Origin of the sequence: uncultured Allobosea sp., assembly GCF_945956895.1 — a bacterium.
Taxonomy (GTDB): Bacteria; Pseudomonadota; Alphaproteobacteria; order Rhizobiales; family Beijerinckiaceae; genus Allobosea.
The window spans coordinates 1-16,438 of record NZ_CAMFJF010000021.1 but is presented as its reverse complement, the minus strand read 5'-3'; the positions used below and the strand labels follow the sequence as shown (position 1 = coordinate 16,438).

General features: G+C 67.3%; 13 protein-coding genes. 7 read left to right on the top strand and 6 right to left on the bottom strand.

The features are described 5' to 3' along the window. Positions 1 to 13: 13 nt before the first annotated feature. The 4 genes from dprA to Q0Q02_RS13390 form a co-directional block, all read right to left on the bottom strand. Positions 14 to 1,225, bottom strand: a complete 1,212-nt coding sequence (dprA, locus tag Q0Q02_RS13405; protein ID WP_293810241.1) for a DNA-processing protein DprA — start codon at positions 1,223 to 1,225, stop codon at positions 14 to 16. A 15-nt stretch (positions 1,226 to 1,240) separates the two neighbouring features. Further along, entirely contained in the window at positions 1,241 to 1,864 is a 624-nt protein-coding gene (gene plsY / locus Q0Q02_RS13400; RefSeq protein WP_293810163.1) for a glycerol-3-phosphate 1-O-acyltransferase PlsY, read from the bottom strand. A 188-nt stretch (positions 1,865 to 2,052) separates the two neighbouring features. Next, entirely contained in the window at positions 2,053 to 3,351 is a 1,299-nt protein-coding gene (pyrC, locus tag Q0Q02_RS13395; protein WP_293810162.1) for a dihydroorotase, read from the bottom strand. Between the two features lie 17 nt (positions 3,352 to 3,368). Beyond that, positions 3,369 to 4,313 carry an aspartate carbamoyltransferase catalytic subunit gene (locus Q0Q02_RS13390; RefSeq protein ID WP_293810160.1) on the bottom strand — a complete coding sequence of 315 codons (945 nt, stop codon included), beginning with the start codon at positions 4,311 to 4,313 and terminating at the stop codon, positions 3,369 to 3,371. Positions 4,314 to 4,467: 154 nt separating this feature from the next. Between Q0Q02_RS13390 and Q0Q02_RS13385 the strand changes: the two genes are divergently transcribed. The 3 genes from Q0Q02_RS13385 (at position 4,468) to Q0Q02_RS13375 (ending at position 9,370) form a co-directional block, all read left to right on the top strand. Continuing rightward, entirely contained in the window at positions 4,468 to 5,592 is a 1,125-nt protein-coding gene (locus Q0Q02_RS13385; RefSeq protein ID WP_293810158.1) for a serine hydrolase, read from the top strand. 386 nt (positions 5,593 to 5,978) lie between these two features. Continuing rightward, a complete protein-coding gene (gene topA, locus Q0Q02_RS13380) occupies positions 5,979 to 8,654 on the top strand; it encodes a type I DNA topoisomerase (RefSeq protein WP_293810156.1) in 2,676 nt (891 codons plus the stop codon). Between the two features lie 245 nt (positions 8,655 to 8,899). Next, positions 8,900 to 9,370 carry an aminoacyl-tRNA deacylase gene (locus Q0Q02_RS13375; protein ID WP_293810155.1) on the top strand — a complete coding sequence of 157 codons (471 nt, stop codon included), beginning with the start codon at positions 8,900 to 8,902 and terminating at the stop codon, positions 9,368 to 9,370. A 92-nt stretch (positions 9,371 to 9,462) separates the two neighbouring features. Here Q0Q02_RS13375 and Q0Q02_RS13370 read toward each other — a convergent pair whose 3' ends face one another. Then, the gene (locus tag Q0Q02_RS13370) at positions 9,463 to 10,554 is read right to left on the bottom strand and encodes a DUF2778 domain-containing protein (protein WP_293810153.1); all 1,092 of its coding nucleotides are present in this window, start codon (positions 10,552 to 10,554) and stop codon (positions 9,463 to 9,465) included. 462 nt (positions 10,555 to 11,016) lie between these two features. Here Q0Q02_RS13370 and Q0Q02_RS13365 point away from each other — a divergent pair, with 462 nt between their 5' ends. Beyond that, complete coding sequence (locus tag Q0Q02_RS13365; RefSeq protein ID WP_293810151.1) at positions 11,017 to 12,279, top strand: MFS transporter; 1,263 nt, start codon at positions 11,017 to 11,019, stop codon at positions 12,277 to 12,279. 8 nt (positions 12,280 to 12,287) lie between these two features. On the opposite strand, the gene Q0Q02_RS13360 is transcribed toward Q0Q02_RS13365, so the two are convergent. Then, entirely contained in the window at positions 12,288 to 14,612 is a 2,325-nt protein-coding gene (locus Q0Q02_RS13360; protein ID WP_293810149.1) for a bifunctional salicylyl-CoA 5-hydroxylase/oxidoreductase, read from the bottom strand. 238 nt (positions 14,613 to 14,850) lie between these two features. On the opposite strand from Q0Q02_RS13360, the gene Q0Q02_RS13355 reads away from it, so the two are divergent. The 3 genes from Q0Q02_RS13355 to Q0Q02_RS13345 form a co-directional block, all read left to right on the top strand. Next, positions 14,851 to 15,606 (top strand): SDR family NAD(P)-dependent oxidoreductase, encoded by a 756-nt coding sequence (locus Q0Q02_RS13355; RefSeq protein ID WP_293810147.1) that lies wholly within the window; start codon positions 14,851 to 14,853, stop codon positions 15,604 to 15,606. 1 nt (position 15,607) lies between these two features. Then, a complete protein-coding gene (locus tag Q0Q02_RS13350; RefSeq protein ID WP_293810145.1) occupies positions 15,608 to 16,144 on the top strand; it encodes a MarR family winged helix-turn-helix transcriptional regulator in 537 nt (178 codons plus the stop codon). Continuing rightward, on the top strand, positions 16,144 to 16,438 hold a 295-nt coding region (locus Q0Q02_RS13345; RefSeq protein ID WP_293810143.1), incomplete at its 3' end, for an enoyl-CoA hydratase-related protein. The genes Q0Q02_RS13350 and Q0Q02_RS13345, both read left to right, overlap by 1 nt.

Sequence of the window (16,438 nt, the reverse complement as noted above, 5' to 3'; positions counted from 1 at the left end):
ACCGTGCCACGACTCACGGCAGGTTGCGCGACAATGTTCCGCCGGGATGGCGCCGTATCGCCCCGGTCAGTTCCAATTCGACAAGAACATGGCCGACCTCGCGGGCCGCGAGCCCGCTGGCGCGGACGAGATCATCGAGCGCGATCGGCGCCGGGCCGAGAAGATCGAGCACCAGTCGGCCGGGATCGGGCTCGTCGTTCGTCTGGCTGGATGACGGAGGCTCCGCCTCGAAGCCGTTCTCATGTCGGGAATAGCCGGGCGCCGGCGTGATTTCAGGCAGGTCGAGCTCGTCCCACATCGCCTCGGAGGCCGGCTCTCCCGCGAGCTCGCGCATGACGCGGGCGGGAAAGGACAGATCGAGCTCGCGCTGCCGCATGGGCTGCAACGCCTCGATGACATGGGCCGCTTCGGCGCAAAGTGTCGCGCCCTCCCGGATTAGGTGATTGCCGCCCTCGGCGCGCGGATCGAGCGGCGAGCCCGGCACGGCGAAGACCAGCCTCCCCTGCTCGTTGGCGAAGCGCGCGGTGATGAGCGAGCCCGAGCGGCGGGCGGCCTCGACCACGACCGTACCGAGGGACAGCCCCGAGACCAGCCGGTTACGGCGGGGGAAGTCGCGCGCCCGCGCGACCCAGCCGAGCGGCATCTCGCTGACGAGCGCGCCGCGCTCCAGGATGCGGCGGGCGAGCGGGATGTTCTGCGGTGGATAGACCTCGTCGAGCCCGCCGGCGAGCACGGCGACGGTGCCGGTTTCGAGGCTTGCTTCATGGGCGGCGGTGTCGATGCCGCGCGCCAGCCCTGAAACCACAGTGAAATCGGCCTCGCCGAGTTCGCGGGCGAGCCTCGCCGTGAACTTCATGCCTGCCGCCGAGGCGTTGCGCGAGCCGACCAGCGCCACGCCCGGCCTTTGCAGAACCTCGACGCGGCCGAGCACGGCCAGCAAGGGCGGGGCCGAATCGATCGCCTGCAGCGGCACCGGATAGTCGGCCTCGCCGAGGGCAACGAAGCGACCGCCGAGGCGCGACAGCCCCTCGAACTCACGCTCGGCTTCGCTCGCAGGGCAGATGCGGATGTCGCGGCCGGCCTGCCGGGCAAGAACAGGCAGCGCGTCGAGCGCCGCGGCTGCACAGCCGAAGCGGTTCATCAGCGAGCGGAAGCTGCGCGGACCGATGCTCTCGCTGCGGATCAACCGCAACCAATCGAAACGCTGGCGATCGGAGAGCACGATCCCAGCCATGCCCTGTCAGCCCTTCTGGCCGATCTTGCCTTCGCGCCCGGCCAGCAGCCGGGCGATGTTCTCCCGGTGCATGATCCAGAGCAGGACGGTGAGCCCGGTCATGACGAGCGCGGCCTTGGGCATCCCGGCCCAGAACCAGAGCAGGAGCGGCGTCAGGACGCTGGCGACCAGCGCCGCAAGCGAGGAATAGCGAAACAGATAAGCCAGGCTCAGCCAGATCGCAGCGAAGACCAGCGCGATCGAAGCCTTCACGCCGATCAGCACGCCGATATAGGTCGCGACGCCCTTGCCGCCCTTGAAGCCGAGCCAGATCGGGAAGAGATGGCCGAGGAAGGCGCCGATGCCGGCCGCCAGCGCAGCCTCCGGGCCGCCAAGGAAACGCGCGCCGACCAGGACCGCGACCGTGCCCTTCAGCATGTCGCCGACGAGGGTCGCTGCCGCGAGCTTCTTGTTGCCGGTGCGCAGGACATTGGTCGCGCCGATATTGCCCGAGCCGATGCTGCGCAGATCTGGTCCGCCGGCAAGCTTCGTCAGGATGATGCCGAAGGGAATCGAGCCGAAGAGATAGCCGACGACGAGGGCGATCAGCGTGGCGGGGCCGGACAGGCCCCAGTTCAACGTCTCAGCCATTCAGCCCCTCATACCATCGGCCAGTGGGCGCACAGTAGAATCTGTTCCCGCCATAAGGAAGTGTCACGTCATCCCGGACAAGCCGCGGAGCGGCGCCGATCCGGGATCCATGCCTGAACCTTCTTCGGAAGCGCTCCGGCATGGATCCCGGGTCAAGCCCGGGATGACCCGCGGAGGTTTGGGTTCCCTTACGCTTCGGCCTCATAGGCCACCCGGCCGCCGACGAAGGTCGCAGCCACGATGCCTTCGAGCCGCGCCTCGTCGAAGGGCGAATTCTTCGCGCGCGACTTGAGCTTGCGCTTGTCGACGACGAAGGGCGCCTCGGGATCGAAGAGCACGAGATCCGCAGGCGCGCCGACGGCAAGCCTGCCCGTATCGAGACCGATCAGCGCGGCCGGCCGCGCCGAAAGCGCGGCGAGTAATTGTGGCAGGCCGATCTGCCCGGCCTGGACCAGGCGCTGGACGGCCGAGAGCATCGTCTCGATGCCGAGCGCGCCGTCCGCGCATTCGGCGAAGGGCTGGCGCTTGGTCTCGACGTCCTGCGGATCGTGATCGGAGACGACGACGTCGATCACACCCTCCGCCAGCCCCGCGACCATGGCGAGGCGGTCGTCCTCATGGCGCAAAGGCGGCGTGACCTTGCAAAAGGTGCGGTATTCGCCGACATCGTTCTCGTTGAGGGTGAGATTGTTGATCGACACGCCGCAGGTGACGCGCGCACCGTCCTGCTTGGCGCGGCGCACCAGCTCGACCGATTCCGCGCAGGAGATCATCGCGGCATGATACCGGGCACCGCTGGCGCGGGCGAGGCGGATGTCGCGCTCCAGCATCACCGTCTCGGCCTCGATCGGAATGCCCGGCAGGCCCTTGCGGCTGGCGAATTCGCCCTCGTTCATCACGCCGGAGCCGCGCAGGTCGGGGTCCTCGACATGGTTCATGATGAGCGCGTCGAAATTGCGCGCGTAGATCATGGCGCGACGCATGACCTGCGGATTGCGCAGGCCCTTCGCGCCGTCGCAGAAGGCGACCGCCCCGGCTTCCAGCAGCAGGCCGAATTCGGTGATCTCCTTGCCGTGCAGCCCCTTGGTCAGGGCCGCGCAGGAGAGGACGTTGACGACAGCCTTGTCGCGGGCGCGGCGCTTGACGAAATCGATGATCGCGGGATCGTCGATCACCGGGTTGGTGTCCGGGCGGCAGACGACCGTGGTGACGCCGCCGGCGGCGGCGGCCTGCGAGCCGGTGCCGAGCGTCTCGCGGAACTCGGCGCCGGGCTCGCCGAGGAAGGCGCGCAGGTCGACGAGGCCCGGCGTCAGCACCTGCCCCTTCGCATCGATGCGGCGCACGCCCTCGCCTGTCGCGGGCGCGCCCTGCCATTCGACCGCGGCGATCGCGCCGTCGCGGATCAGCACAGAGCCTGCGCCCTCGCGCCCGGTGGCCGGGTCGATCAGGCGAGCGTTGACGATTGCGATGTCCTGCGTTTCAGCCATGTTCGGTCTCTTTGCGCTCAGACATTCGGCAGATGCTGGGCCAGCGCATCGAGCACCGCCATGCGGACGGCGACGCCCATTTCGACCTGCTCGCGGATCAGCGACTGGGCGCCGTCGGCGACGGCCGACGAAATCTCGACGCCCCGGTTCATCGGGCCCGGATGCATCACCAGCGCGTCCGGCTGGGCGCGCTCCAGCTTCTCGTGGTCGAGCCCGTAATAGCGGAAGTACTCCTTCGACGAGGGCACGAAGGCACCGTGCATGCGCTCGAGCTGGAGACGCAGCATCATGACGATGTCGGCGCCCTCCAGCCCCTTGTTCATGTCGGTGAAGACCTCGACGCCCATGCGCTCGATGCCGGCCGGCAGCAGCGTCGTCGGCGCGATCAGGCGGACTTTCGCGCCCAATGCGTTGAGCAGGATGATGTTCGAGCGGGCGACGCGCGAATGCAGGATGTCGCCGCAGATCGCCACCGTCAGCCCCTGGATGCGGCCCTTGTTGCGACGGATCGTCAGCGCGTCGAGCAGGGCCTGGGTCGGGTGCTCATGGGCGCCGTCGCCGGCATTGACGACGGAGCAGCCGACCTTGCGGGCAAGCAGGTTGACCGCACCGGCCGCATGGTGGCGCACGACGATGATGTCCGGCCGCATGGCATTCAAGGTCGCGGCGGTATCGATCAGCGTCTCGCCCTTCTTCACCGAAGAGGAGGCGACCGACATGTTCATCACGTCGGCGCCGAGGCGCTTGCCCGCGAGCTCGAAGGAGGCCTGCGTCCGGGTCGAGGGCTCGAAGAACAGGTTGATCTGGGTGCGGCCGCGCAGAGTCGCCGTCTTCTTCTCGACCTGTCGGGAGAGCGCGACATAGGTTTCGGCCCTGTCCAACAGCGCCTCGATGTCCAGATGGGACAACCCCTCGATCCCGAGGAGATGGCGGTGCGGGTAGAGCGGTGCTGGCGATGTCATTTGAAGCAGGCTGTTTAGGCGCGAGTCGGGCGCGGCGCAAGCGGCCCCGAACCGGGAGGGCACATGTCCTGTGGGTCTTCTCATGCAGGTCTTGGAGCTTTCGGCCAAACGACGCTACCAATCGGCTTTTCCGCCGTGCGTTGAGGATGCCGCCTTGTCCAGTCCGACCGATGCCTTCGTTCCCGCCCCCAATGGGGCCCTCTGGCAGACGATCGCGCCCGCCGAGGCCGGCTTCGACCCGGACAGGCTGAAGGCCGCGGTCGAGTTCGCCCGCGAGCAGGAAAGCCCCTGGCCGCGCAGCCTGTACTATCCGGACGGCAGCTATGTCGGGAATGTCGAGTGGAACGAGCGCGGCCCCTGGACCGAGATCGTCGGCCCGGTGCGCGAGCGCGGCGGCCCGGCCGGGCTCATCCTGAAGGGCGGGCGCATCGTTGCCGAATGGGGCGACACAGCGCGCGCCGACATGACCTTCTCGATCGCCAAGAGCTATCTGTCGGTGCTGGCTGGCATCGCCTTCGACGACGGGTTGATCAAGGACGTCGAGGAGCCGGTCGGCAAGACAGTTGCCGGCCCGGTCTTTTCCGGCCCACATAACGGCCAGATCACCTGGCGCCACCTGCTGCAGCAGTCGAGCGAATGGCAGGGCGAGATCTTCGGCAAATCCGACCAGGTCGACCATAACCGCCAGATCGGCCCCGGCGCCGACAATAGCCGCAAGGGCCAGCGCCGCGAGCTCAAGACGCCAGGCTCCTTCTACGAATATAACGATGTGCGCGTGAACGTTCTCTCCTACGCACTGCTAGAATGCTTCCGCCGGCCGCTGCCGGAGGTGCTGCGCGAGCGGGTGATGGATCCGATCGGCGCCTCGCCGGACTGGGAATGGCAGGGCTACAGCACCTCCTTCGCGGATATCGACGGACGCTCGGTCCAGTCGGTGCCGGGCGGCGGGCATTGGGGCGGCGGGCTGTTCATCGGCGCGCGCGACCATGCCCGCTTCGGCCTGCTGGTCGGCCGGCAGGGCGACTGGGGCGGCCGGCAGATCCTGTCGCGGGACTGGATCAAGCGCATGCTGACGCCCTCGCCCACCCTGGCGAATTACGGCTATCTCTGGTGGCTTGCTGCCCGGCCGGGCGTGCCGGCCTCGTCCTTCTCGGCGCTCGGTGCCGGCAGCAACGTGATCTGGGTCGACCCCGAGCAGGACGTCGTCGCCGTGCTGCGCTGGATCAACGGCGCCCAGACCGATGGCTTCATCGACAGGCTGGTGGCGGCGCGGAGCTGAAGGCCTTCACCAAACAGCAGAGCCCTCATCCTGAGGAGCAAGCGGAGCTTGCGTCTCGAAGGATGCTTCAGGTGGCTCCAGTTCCTTCTGGAGCATCCTTCGAGACGGCCGCGTTGCGGCCTCCTCAGGATGAGGGCTTTGCTGGAAGGTGCGAAGACTGCTGCGGACCTCCCCCGCTTGCAAAGCCGGCGATCGCCCCCATGTCTCACCGCTGCATCAGCGGGCAAGCGATCATCGTCACCCCCCCATTCGGGGTTTGACACGGCGGGCGCGCTGAACCACTTTCGCGCGCATCTTCCGAACCGCAGCGGTCTTGCGGGTCGCGGGACCGTCCCTCAGGGCCGGCTCCGCGCTCTGATCAGGGCTGTTATCGAGACACGAAAATCATGAAGCTCCTCGTCGTCGAGTCGCCGGCCAAGGCCAAGACGATCAACAAGTATCTGGGCTCCGACTACGAGGTGATCGCCTCGTTCGGGCATATCCGCGACCTGCCGGCCAAGGACGGCTCGGTCGAGCCCGATAACGACTTCTCGATGAAATGGGAGATCGAGGGCCGCGGCGCCAAGCAGGTCGCCGAGATCGCGCGCGCCGTGAAGGGCGCCGAGAAGCTGATCCTCGCGACTGACCCGGATCGCGAGGGCGAGGCGATTTCCTGGCATGTGCTGGAGGCGCTGAACCAGAAGAAGGTGCTGAAGGGCATCCCCGTCGAGCGCGTCACCTTCAACGCCGTCACCAAGGACGCCGTGCAGAAGGCGCTGGCCAATCCGCGCGCGATCGACCAGGCGCTGGTCGACGCCTATCTGGCGCGGCGCGCGCTCGATTATCTCGTCGGCTTCACGCTTTCGCCGGTGCTGTGGCGCAAGCTCCCGGGCGCCCGCTCGGCCGGCCGCGTGCAGTCGGTGGCGCTGCGCCTCGTCTGCGACCGCGAGCGCGAGATCGAGGCCTTCCGGGCCCGCGAATACTGGTCTCTGGTCGCGACGCTCGCGACCGAATCCGGCCAGACCTTCGAGGCCCGCCTCGTCGGCGCCGACGGCAAGAAAATCGCGCGGCTCGATATCGGCAACGCGGAAGAGGCCAAGGCCTTCAAGGCGGCGCTGGAAACCGCCCTCTTCACCGTGGCCGAGGTCGAGGCCAAGCCGGTCAAGCGCCATCCGCAGCCACCCTTCCAGACCTCGACGCTGCAGCAGGAGGCCTCGCGCAAGCTCGGCCTCGCCCCGGCGCGGACGATGCAGCTGGCGCAGCGCCTCTATGAAGGCGTCGATATCGGCGGCGAGACCGTCGGCCTGATCACCTATATGCGTACCGACGGCGTCGACATGGACGGCTCGGCCATCGCCGCGGCGCGGAGCGTCATCGGCAAGGAGTTCGGCGCGAAATACGTGCCGAACGCGCCGCGCAAGTACACGGTCAAGGCCAAGAACGCGCAGGAAGCCCACGAGGCCATCCGGCCGACCGATCTCGGCCGCCTGCCGGCGATGGTCGCACGCCATCTCGAGCCCGAGCAGGCCAAGCTCTACGAGCTGATCTGGAAGCGCACCATCGCGAGCCAGATGGAATCGGCCGAGATGGAGCGCACCACGGTCGATATCGCCGCCAAGGTCGGCGCCCGCAATCTGGAACTGCGCGCCTCCGGCCAGGTCGTGCTCTTCGACGGCTTCCTGACGCTCTACCAGGAGAGCCGCGACGACGAGGAAGACGAGGATTCCAGGAAGCTGCCGGCGATGAAGGCCGGCGACAAGCTGGAGAAGCGCGACATCGCCGCCGACCAGCATTTCACCGAGCCGCCGCCGCGCTTCTCGGAAGCGAGCCTGGTCAAGCGCATGGAAGAGCTCGGCATCGGCCGGCCCTCGACCTATGCCGCGACGCTCTCGACGCTGCGGGACCGCGAATATGTCCGCATCGAGAAGAAGCGCCTCGTGCCCGAGGACAAGGGCATGCTGGTCACAGCGTTCCTGGAGAGCTTCTTCAAGCGCTATGTCGAGTTCGACTTCACGGCGAATCTCGAAGAGAATCTCGACCGCGTCTCGAATGCCGAGATCGACTGGAAGGCGCTGCTGCGCGCCTTCTGGGACGAATTCCAGGCCTCGATCGGCGAGACCAAGGACCTGCGCGTCGGCGACGTGCTGGAGGCGCTCAACGGCATCCTCGGAGACTATATCTTCCCGAAGAAGGCCGATGGCTCCGATCCGCGCGTCTGCCCGACCTGCGGCAACGGCCAGCTCTCGCTGAAGCTCGGCAAGTTCGGCGCCTTCGTCGGCTGCTCGAACTACCCGGAATGCCGCTATACGCGCCCCCTCTCCGTGCCCGCAGCGGACGGCGAGGCTAGCGCCGAGGGCGGCCAGGGCACGCCGGGCGTGCGCATCCTCGGCACCGACCCTGTGACCAATCTCGAAGTCACGCTGCGCGACGGCCGTTTCGGCCCCTATATCCAGCTCGGCGAAGGCGAGAAGCCGAAGCGCTCCAGCCTGCCCAAGGGCATGAGCCCGGCGAGCGTGACGCTGGAGAAGGCACTGGCCCTGCTCTCCCTGCCGCGCGAGGTTGCCCGGCATCCCGAGAGCGGCGAGCCGATCCTCGTCGGCATCGGGCGCTTCGGGCCTTATGTCCAGCACGGCAAGGTCTACGCCAATATCGACAAGGATGACGACGTGCTCGAACTCGGCGCCAACCGCGCCATCGACCTGATCGTCGCCAAGGAGGCCGGCGGCGGACGCGGCGGCAGGGCGACGACGCCGGGCCGGGCGCTCGGCGACCATCCCGCCGGCGGCGCTCTGGAGGTCAAGGCGGGCAAGTACGGCCCCTATGTCGCCTGGGGCAAGATCTTCGCGACACTGCCCAAGACGATGACGGCGGAGAGCGTCACGCTGGAGCAGGCGATCGAGCTGGCGAACGCCAAGGCCGAGGCAAAGGGCGGCGCCAGGGGCAAGGCGAAAGCCGCCAGCGCTGCGACGAAGGCCAAGGCGCCGGCGAAGAAGCCCGCTGCGAAGAAGGCCCCAGCCAAGAAGGCCGCTGACAAGGCTCCCGCCAAGGCCCCTGCCAGGAGCAAGGCCAAGGCGGCGGGCTGACCCTTCCGTCATTCTCGGGCGAAGCCCTTGGGTCCGGCCTTCGGTCGGCCCAAGGGTAGACTCCGCGCAGATCCGAGAATCTCATGACGCGGGGGCTACGGGAGCCTCATCCGGCATGAGATGCTCGGGTCAAGCCCGAGCATGACGGCATCCGGCGCCTCGCCCGCCGCCACCGTTGACTTCGCCGACGATGGGAGGAGGATACTCGCTCTGATGCGTCACCACGCAAGAGAGGGGCGCCTATCATGACCATCGCCAAGAAGCTCCAAAGCTATATCGACGGCCAGGGCATCGCCTATGACACCGTCGCCCATCATCGTACGGCCACCAGCAGCCAGGCGGCACAGGCGGCCCATATTCCCGGCAGCAAACTGGCCAAATCGGTCGTCGTCCATCACGAGACCGGCTATGTGCTCGCCGTCGTGCCGAGCACGCACCGGATCGAGCTGTCGCGCCTGCAGGATATGATGGAGAAGCGGCTCGGTCTTGCCTCCGAGGACGAGATCGGCTCGCTCTTCTTCGATTGCGACATCGGCGCCGTTCCGCCGGTCGGATCGGCCTATGACGTGCCGGTGATCCTCGACAAGAGCCTCGGCGACGCCAAGGAGGTCTATTTCGAAGGCGGCGACCACCGGACATTGGTGCATGTCAGCGGCGCCGATTTCCGCAACCTGATGAAGGATGCGCGGGTCGCAAGCTTCAGCCACCCGTCCTAGCAGGGACATGGCCGGAGCGGCGTGAGACGGACGCCTGCCGGCAGATGGCGTGGTGAAGACTTTCAGCCGGCGGCGGATGCGCCGGCCGGAAGTCAGCCGTTTCCTGCGACCACGACGATGCGCTTGACCTCGCCGCGCAGGAAGGCCTGCAGGAAGCGGTCATAGTCCTTGAACGAGATGCAGCCGTTCGAGTCGCCGCGCGGCCCGAGGAGGTAGGTGTGCGCGAGCAACCCGGCGCGGCCATGGATCGCGCCACTGCCGCCGACCGGGTTCAGGCGGATGGCGCGCACGCCGTGGAACAGCGCCTCGCGCTCGGTCAGCGTATAGGTATGCGGCGGGGTGACGCCCTTCATCCGGACATGGGCGTAGCGGACATCGTCCATCATCTCGCCGAGGCCGGAATGCGCCTCCAGACGCTCGCCATTCGGCATGTAGACCATCTTGGCGGCGATATCGTAGATCGCCGTGCCGGCCTCGGCGGTGCGCGTCGGCGTACCGACCGAGGGGCTGAGCCGGGTGATCCGGCCGCGATCGACGATGTCGTCCTGCGGCGCGGCATAGGCGAGCGCGGTCCCGGCCGGCTCGGCCTGCTTCTGCACGCCGAACAGCTTCTCGAAGAAGTTGCGGTTGTCCTCAGGCGTCGGCGCGGCAGCCGCTGCCGTCCGGTTGCGGCGCGGCGTGGTCGGCTGCGCGACGCGCGGCTGAAGCTGTTGCGGCTGAAGCTGCTGGGGCTCCGTCTTCGGAAGCAGGTCGAGGGGGCGCGGCACCGGCATGGGCGCGGCCTTCTCCGCCAGCGTGACCGGCGGCTGGGACGGCAGCGGCAAGGCGGGTTCGGCGGGAGCCACGGCGGCCAGCGAAGATGACGACGGCTGGAAGGCCGAGCGGACCGGAGCGCCCTGGACGAAGGAGGCGCCTTTGCCGCCCGACAGGGCCGGATCGAGCAGGCCGCTATAGGCCGGTGCCTGCTGCTGGGCGAGGCGGGCAGCCGGTGCCTTGCGGGCGGTTGCGGTGAGAGTGTTGCCGGCATCGGGGCTAGGCGCGCCCTGCCCCAGCATCCAGAAGCCGGATATCGCGCCTCCGCTCAGGGCGAACGCGACGAGGAGCCCCTTAAGCAAGGGCCGGCGGCGACGGCGCGGCCGCACATAAGGCGCGCCACCTTCCCGCACATAGGTCGTATAGGTCATCCGCCGCACTCTCGATACGCTTACGCCACGCCCGGCGGCAGCAGGCACAGCGTCGCCGCTCGCATCTCGACAAGGGGAGATGCGATGCACGTCGCGGTGAGACAGAGCATACCGGGAGAACCCAAACTTCGTTCCGTATCGATAAGGCGCTGCCTTGGTTAATCGCCGGTGAACCGCGTCGATAAATTTTCGCGTTCCGCATAGGGCTGGGCGAGGCACGGCGCGCGCCTCCAAAGCCATGCGAAGACGGCGCGATCGCGGCCGGAGGGTGGAGGAAGAAAGACGATGATTTTTTTCTGATCTGCCCCGATTGGCCCATCTTTTCCGGCGAGGCTGCAATCTCAGCCCATTTTTCCCAAACTGGCCTTCGAATCGGATATGTCGCAAGCATCGCAACCGCAGGAGTTGCAGCCGCCGGAATCGCAGGATTCCAACGCGCCTGCGTCGGAGGCCCGGACCGCCGTGAGCCAGCCAGCCGAGCCGAAGACGAGCTCCGTCGCCGCCCTGGGCGCGATCGTCAGCGGCGCGCTGATCCTGCAGATCGCCTCGACCATCGTGAACACGGTGGTGCCCTTGAAGATGGCGCTGGAGCAGAAGGCGCCGCTGCTGATCGGCCTCGTCGGCTCGGCCTATTCCGTCGGCTTCCTCGCCGGCTGCTTCGTGATCCCGACCTTTATCCGCCGCGTCGGGCATATCCGCGCCTTCGCGGTCTTCGCCGCCTTGCAGGCAGTCTTCACGATCAGCTTCGCGCTGACGCCGCTCGATCTCTGGGGCATCTCGCGGCTCGGCATGGGCTTCGCCGGCGCCGGCCATGCGATCTGCATCGAGAGCTGGATCAGCGGCCAGGCCAAGGCCGGCCAGCGCGGACGCCTGTTCGGCTTCTACCAGATCCTCAACCGCCTTGCGCTGATCGGCTCGCAGATCGGCGTCGGCTATGTCTCGCTGCAGTCACACGACATCTTCCTGCTGGCGAGCGCGACCTTCTCGATCGCGCTGATCCCGGTCGGCATGACCCGCGCCAAGGGGCCTGAATCGGGCGAGGTCGTCTCTGTGCGCCTCAACACGATGTGGCAATACGCGCCAGCCTCGGTGATCGGCTGCCTCTATGTCGGCCTGATGGGCGGCGCGCTGACCAATGTCGCCCCCGCCTACGGCATCCTGATCGGCCTCGACCAGACCTGGGCGATCCTGCTCACCGCCGGCATCCAGATCGGCGCGCTCGTGCTGCAATGGCCGCTCGGCCTGCTGGCCGATCGCGTCGAGAGCCGCAAGATCATGCTGAGCGCTACGATCTCGGTCGTGGCCTGTTCGCTGGCGCTGGGAGCCGTGCTCTGGCTCTCCGTCCCCCATACGCGTTTCTGGCTGTTCGGCCTCTTCGCCCTGATCGGCGCCGGCGCGATGCCGATCTATACGGTTGCCGTCGCGCATGCCTATTTCCGGCTCGGCCGCGAGCGGGCGCTCGGCCTCTCCGCGCAATTGCTCTTCCTCTGGGCGATGGGCTCCGCCATCGGCCCGCTGGTCTCCGCCGCCTTCATGCAAGCGGTCGGGCCGAACGGGCTGCTCGCCTATCTCGGCGGGCTCTCGGCGGCAGCGGCGGCCTATCTCGCCTTCCGCCTGCGACGCAACCCGCCCTCGGCCAATCCGTTCGGCGAGCGCAAGCCGGTCGCGCCCACCATTCCCGATGTCTCGCCTTCGGGGCGTCGGAGCGAAGCCGAAGGAAAGTAGGCCACCGCCTATTTCGCGACAGCGTGACGGCTCGGTTTGGCCTTGAGCTTGAGCTCTTCCAGATCCTGACGCTCGCGCGGCGTGTTGCGCATGAGCTGGTCCTTGCCCGGCTGATACTGCACCGGCTGGTCGGTATCGACACCGTACCAGGCGGCTGCGCGCAGCACGAAGGAGGGATCCGCGAGATGCGGGCGCCCGAGCGCCACGAGATCGGCGCGGCCGGCGGCGATGATGGTGTTGACCTGATCGGCGGTGGTGATGTTGCCGACGCACATGGTCGCGACCTCGGCCTCGTTGCGGATGCGATCCGAGAACGGCGTCTGGAACATGCGGCCGTAGATCGGCCGCGATTCCCTTGCGGTCTGGCCTGTCGAGACGTCGACGAGGTCGCACCCCTCGGCAGCGAAGGCCTCGGCGATCGCGACGGAATCCGCCGCCGAGAGACCGCCCTCGACCCAGTCGGTCGCGGAGATGCGCACCGACATCGGCTTCTCGCGCGGCCAGGCCTCGCGCAGCGCCCGGAACACTTCGAGCGGATAACGCAGACGGTTCTCGACCGAGCCGCCATAGTCGTCCGTGCGCTTGTTGGTCAGGGGCGAGAGGAAGCTCGCCAGCAGATAGCCATGGGCGCAGTGCAGCTCCAGCATATCGAAGCCGGCACGCTCGCCACGCTCGGCAGCGACGACGAACTCAGCCGTGACCCGGTCCATGTCGGCGCGGGTCATCTCGCGCGGCACCTGGCTTTCCGGGTAGTAGGGCAACGCCGAGGCCGAGATGATCGGCCAAGCGCCCTCCGGCAACGGGCGGTCCATGCCCTCCCACATCAGCTTGGTCGCGCCCTTGCGTCCGGCATGGCCGAGCTGGAGGCAGATCTTCGCGGCGGAATTCGCATGCACGAAGCCGACGATCCGCTTCCACGCGGCTTCCTGCTCGTCGTTCCAGAGGCCAGTGCAGCCGGGGGTGATGCGGGCGTCCGGCGCGACGCAGGTCATCTCGGTGAAGATCAGGCCGGGACCGCCGATGGCGCGCGAGCCGTAATGCATCAGGTGCCAGTCCGTCGGCTGCCCCTCCTCTGCCGAATACTGGCACATCGGCGAGAGCGTCATGCGGTTCTCGACCCGCATCTCGCGCAGCTTGAAGGGCTGGAAGGCCGGCGGGACGGGCGAGCCGTCCTTGCGCCGCCTGGCGAGGTCTCCGAGCCCGTCGGCGACGAGCTTGTCGACGGCGGTGACCATTTCCGGCGCTCGTAGTGCCAGATTGTCATAGGTGATCGCCTTGGAGCGGGTCATCAGGCCGAAGGCGAAGCGCAGCGGCTCGAACCCCCAGAAGCGCTTCAGCTCCTCGAACCAGACCAGCGAGACATCGGCCGCATGCTGGGTCTTCTCGACCTCCTCGCGGCGCTGCGTCTCGAACAGCTTCAGGCCGGCCGTGACATCGAGCTTGGCCTGCCCCATCGCCTTGTGCAGGGCGATGGCGTCCTCCATCGCAAGCTTGGTGCCGGAGCCGATCGAGAAATGCGCGGTCGCCTTGGCGTCGCCGATCAGCACGACGTTCTCGACCACCCAATGGCGGCAGCGGATCATCGGGAAATTGCGCCAGAGCGAGCGATTGGTGATCAGCCTGTGGCCCTGCAATTCCTCGGCGAAGACACCTTCAAGGAAGGCGGCCGACTGGGCTTCATCCATGGCGCCCAGGCCCGCCTTCTCGAAGGTCTCCGGGTCGGTCTCCAGCACCCAGGTCGAGCGGCCGGCCTCATACTGGTAGCAATGGGCGATGAAGAGCCCGTGCTCCGTCTCCTTGAAGAAGAAGGTGAAGGCATCGAAGGGGCGGGTCGAACCCATCCAGGTGAAGTGATTGGGGCGCAGGTCGGTCTGCGGCTGGAAACGGTCGCGCCAGTTCTCGCGCAGACGGCTGTTGACACCGTCGGCAGCGACGACGAGGTCATAGTCGCGCTTCAGCGTTTCGACATCGGCGATATCGTCGCCGAAATGCAGGTTGACGCCGAGCTCGCGCGCCCTCGCCTGCACCAGCATCAGGAGCGAGCGTCGCGAGCAGCCGCAGAAGCCGTTGCCGGGCACGCGGTAGCTGTCGCCCTTGAAGTGGATCTCGATATCGTCCCAGTAGGCGAAATTGTCGCGGATCGCGGCATAGCTCTTCGTATCCGCCGCCTTGAAGGTGTCGAGCGTCTGGTCGGAGAAGACAACGCCAAAGCCGAAAGTGTCGTCTGGCTGGTTGCGCTCGAAGACATCGACCGTCAGCTCCGGCCAACCCCGCTTCATCAGCAATGCGAAATAGAGCCCCGCAGGCCCTCCACCCACGACCGCGATACGCATCGACGCCTCCATTCGGGAACCGGCCGACCCGGCTTGAGAAATTATTTTAAACCTAAAATGTTTTTGAGCTCAAGAGACTTTTGCGGCGATCCTGGACGGATTGCGGCCGCCGGAGATCGCAAAGCCCCTCTGTGGCAGTTATTTTGCGCCGCGAAATACCCTGCCCCAGCGTCGCCGGCAGACCGCTTGCAAATTCCTTCAGACTTAAAATATATTCGCATTCGGAGGTCGAACGGCCATGATACTGCAAGGACAGCGCGCACTGGTAACGGGTGGCGGACGCGGCATCGGCCGGGCCATCGCCGCCGCGCTGACGGTGGCCGGGGCCCGGGTCAGCATCCTCGGGCGCGACGAAGCGACCCTGCGGGAGGTCGTCACTGCCGGGGGCGCCGCCGATTTCGCGGCCTGCGACGTGCGCGACGAAGCCTCGGTCTCCGCGGCGCTCGACCAGCTCTCCCGCTTGCATGCATTCGACATCGCCATCGCCAATGCCGGCGCGGTCGAGACCGGCCCGTTCATGCGCAGCGACAGCGAGCGCTTCCGCCGCATGGTCGAGATCAACCTGATCGGCACGGTGAACCTGTTCCACGCCACGCTGCCGGCCATGCTGGAGCACCGCCGTGGGCGGTTGATCGCCATCGCCTCGACGGCCGGGCATCGCGGTTATCCCTATGTCAGCGCCTATACGGCGGCGAAACACGCGGTGGTCGGGCTGGTGAAGTCGCTGGCGCTGGAGACGGCGCGCTCCGGCGTCACCGTCAATGCCGTTTGCCCCGGCTATGCCGACACGGACATGGCGACCGCCAGCATCGACAATGTCGCCGCCAGGACCGGCAAGAGCCGCGAGGAGGCGCTCGCGGCAATGATCAAGGACAATCCGCAGGGTCGCCTGATCGCGCCGGAAGAGGTCGCGGCCGCCGTGCTCTATCTCTGCGGGCCGGGCAGCGATGCCGTCACTGGCCAGTCTCTGCTCGTCAATGGCGGGGAGTTCTGAGATGGAAACGCCCTCCTCTTCCCTGATCCTCGACCGCGAGACCAAGGCCAGCGAACGCCCCGGCGACCACAAGGACGAACTGCGCCTGTGGCTGAGGATGCTGACCTGCTCGACCCTGATCGAGACGGAAATCCGCAACCGGCTGCGCGAGGAATTCAAGACCACCCTGCCGCGCTTCGACCTGATGGCGCAGCTCGACAAGACCGTGGTCGGCATGACCGTCGGCGAAGTCTCGCAGCGCCTGATGGTCTCGAACGGCAATGTCACCGCCGTCGTCGCGGGCCTCGTGACGGACGGATTGGTCGACAAGCGCCCGGCGCCGCAGGACCGACGCGTCCAGATCCTCACCCTCACGGCCACGGGCCGCAAGGCCTTCCGCGCCATGGCCGAGCGCCATGAGGACTGGATCGCCGAGCTTTTCGCCGGGCTCGACCAGATCGAGATCGCGCAGCTCTTCCGGCTGCTCGGACAGACGAAAGCCTCGCTGCATCGCGCCATTGCCGCGCGGGCAGAGGACGCCGCCAAGGGAGACGCCTGATGGCCCAGATCGCCAATGCCACGACCCTGCCGGTCGCGGGCTTCAAGCCGGAACATTTCAGCCTCTCGGTCTCCGGCAAGGTCGCGACGGTGACGCTGAACCGGCCTGAGAAAAAGAATCCGTTGACCTTCGCAAGCTACCGCGAACTCACGGATTTCTTCCTTGCCGCGCAGAAGGAAGAGAACGTCAAGGCGATCGTCGTCACCGGCGCCGGCGGCAATTTCTCCTCGGGCGGCGATGTCTTCGAGATCATCGGGCCGCTGGTCGCGATGGAGACCAAGGACCTGCTCAAGT

Bases quoted from the DNA above. Each gene is read 5' to 3' on its own strand.
- plsY (WP_293810163.1), bottom strand. From the start codon at position 1,864: ATGGCTGAGACGTTGAACTGGGGCCTGTCCGGCCCCGCCACGCTGATC.
- pyrC (WP_293810162.1), bottom strand. From the start codon at position 3,351: ATGGCTGAAACGCAGGACATCGCAATCGTCAACGCTCGCCTGATCGAC.
- Q0Q02_RS13390 (WP_293810160.1), bottom strand. From the start codon at position 4,313: ATGACATCGCCAGCACCGCTCTACCCGCACCGCCATCTCCTCGGGATC.
- topA (WP_293810156.1), top strand. From the start codon at position 5,979: ATGAAGCTCCTCGTCGTCGAGTCGCCGGCCAAGGCCAAGACGATCAAC.
- Q0Q02_RS13375 (WP_293810155.1), top strand. From the start codon at position 8,900: ATGACCATCGCCAAGAAGCTCCAAAGCTATATCGACGGCCAGGGCATC.
- Q0Q02_RS13370 (WP_293810153.1), bottom strand. From the start codon at position 10,554: ATGACCTATACGACCTATGTGCGGGAAGGTGGCGCGCCTTATGTGCGG.
- Q0Q02_RS13360 (WP_293810149.1), bottom strand. From the start codon at position 14,612: ATGCGTATCGCGGTCGTGGGTGGAGGGCCTGCGGGGCTCTATTTCGCA.
- Q0Q02_RS13355 (WP_293810147.1), top strand. From the start codon at position 14,851: ATGATACTGCAAGGACAGCGCGCACTGGTAACGGGTGGCGGACGCGGC.
- Q0Q02_RS13350 (WP_293810145.1), top strand. From the start codon at position 15,608: ATGGAAACGCCCTCCTCTTCCCTGATCCTCGACCGCGAGACCAAGGCC.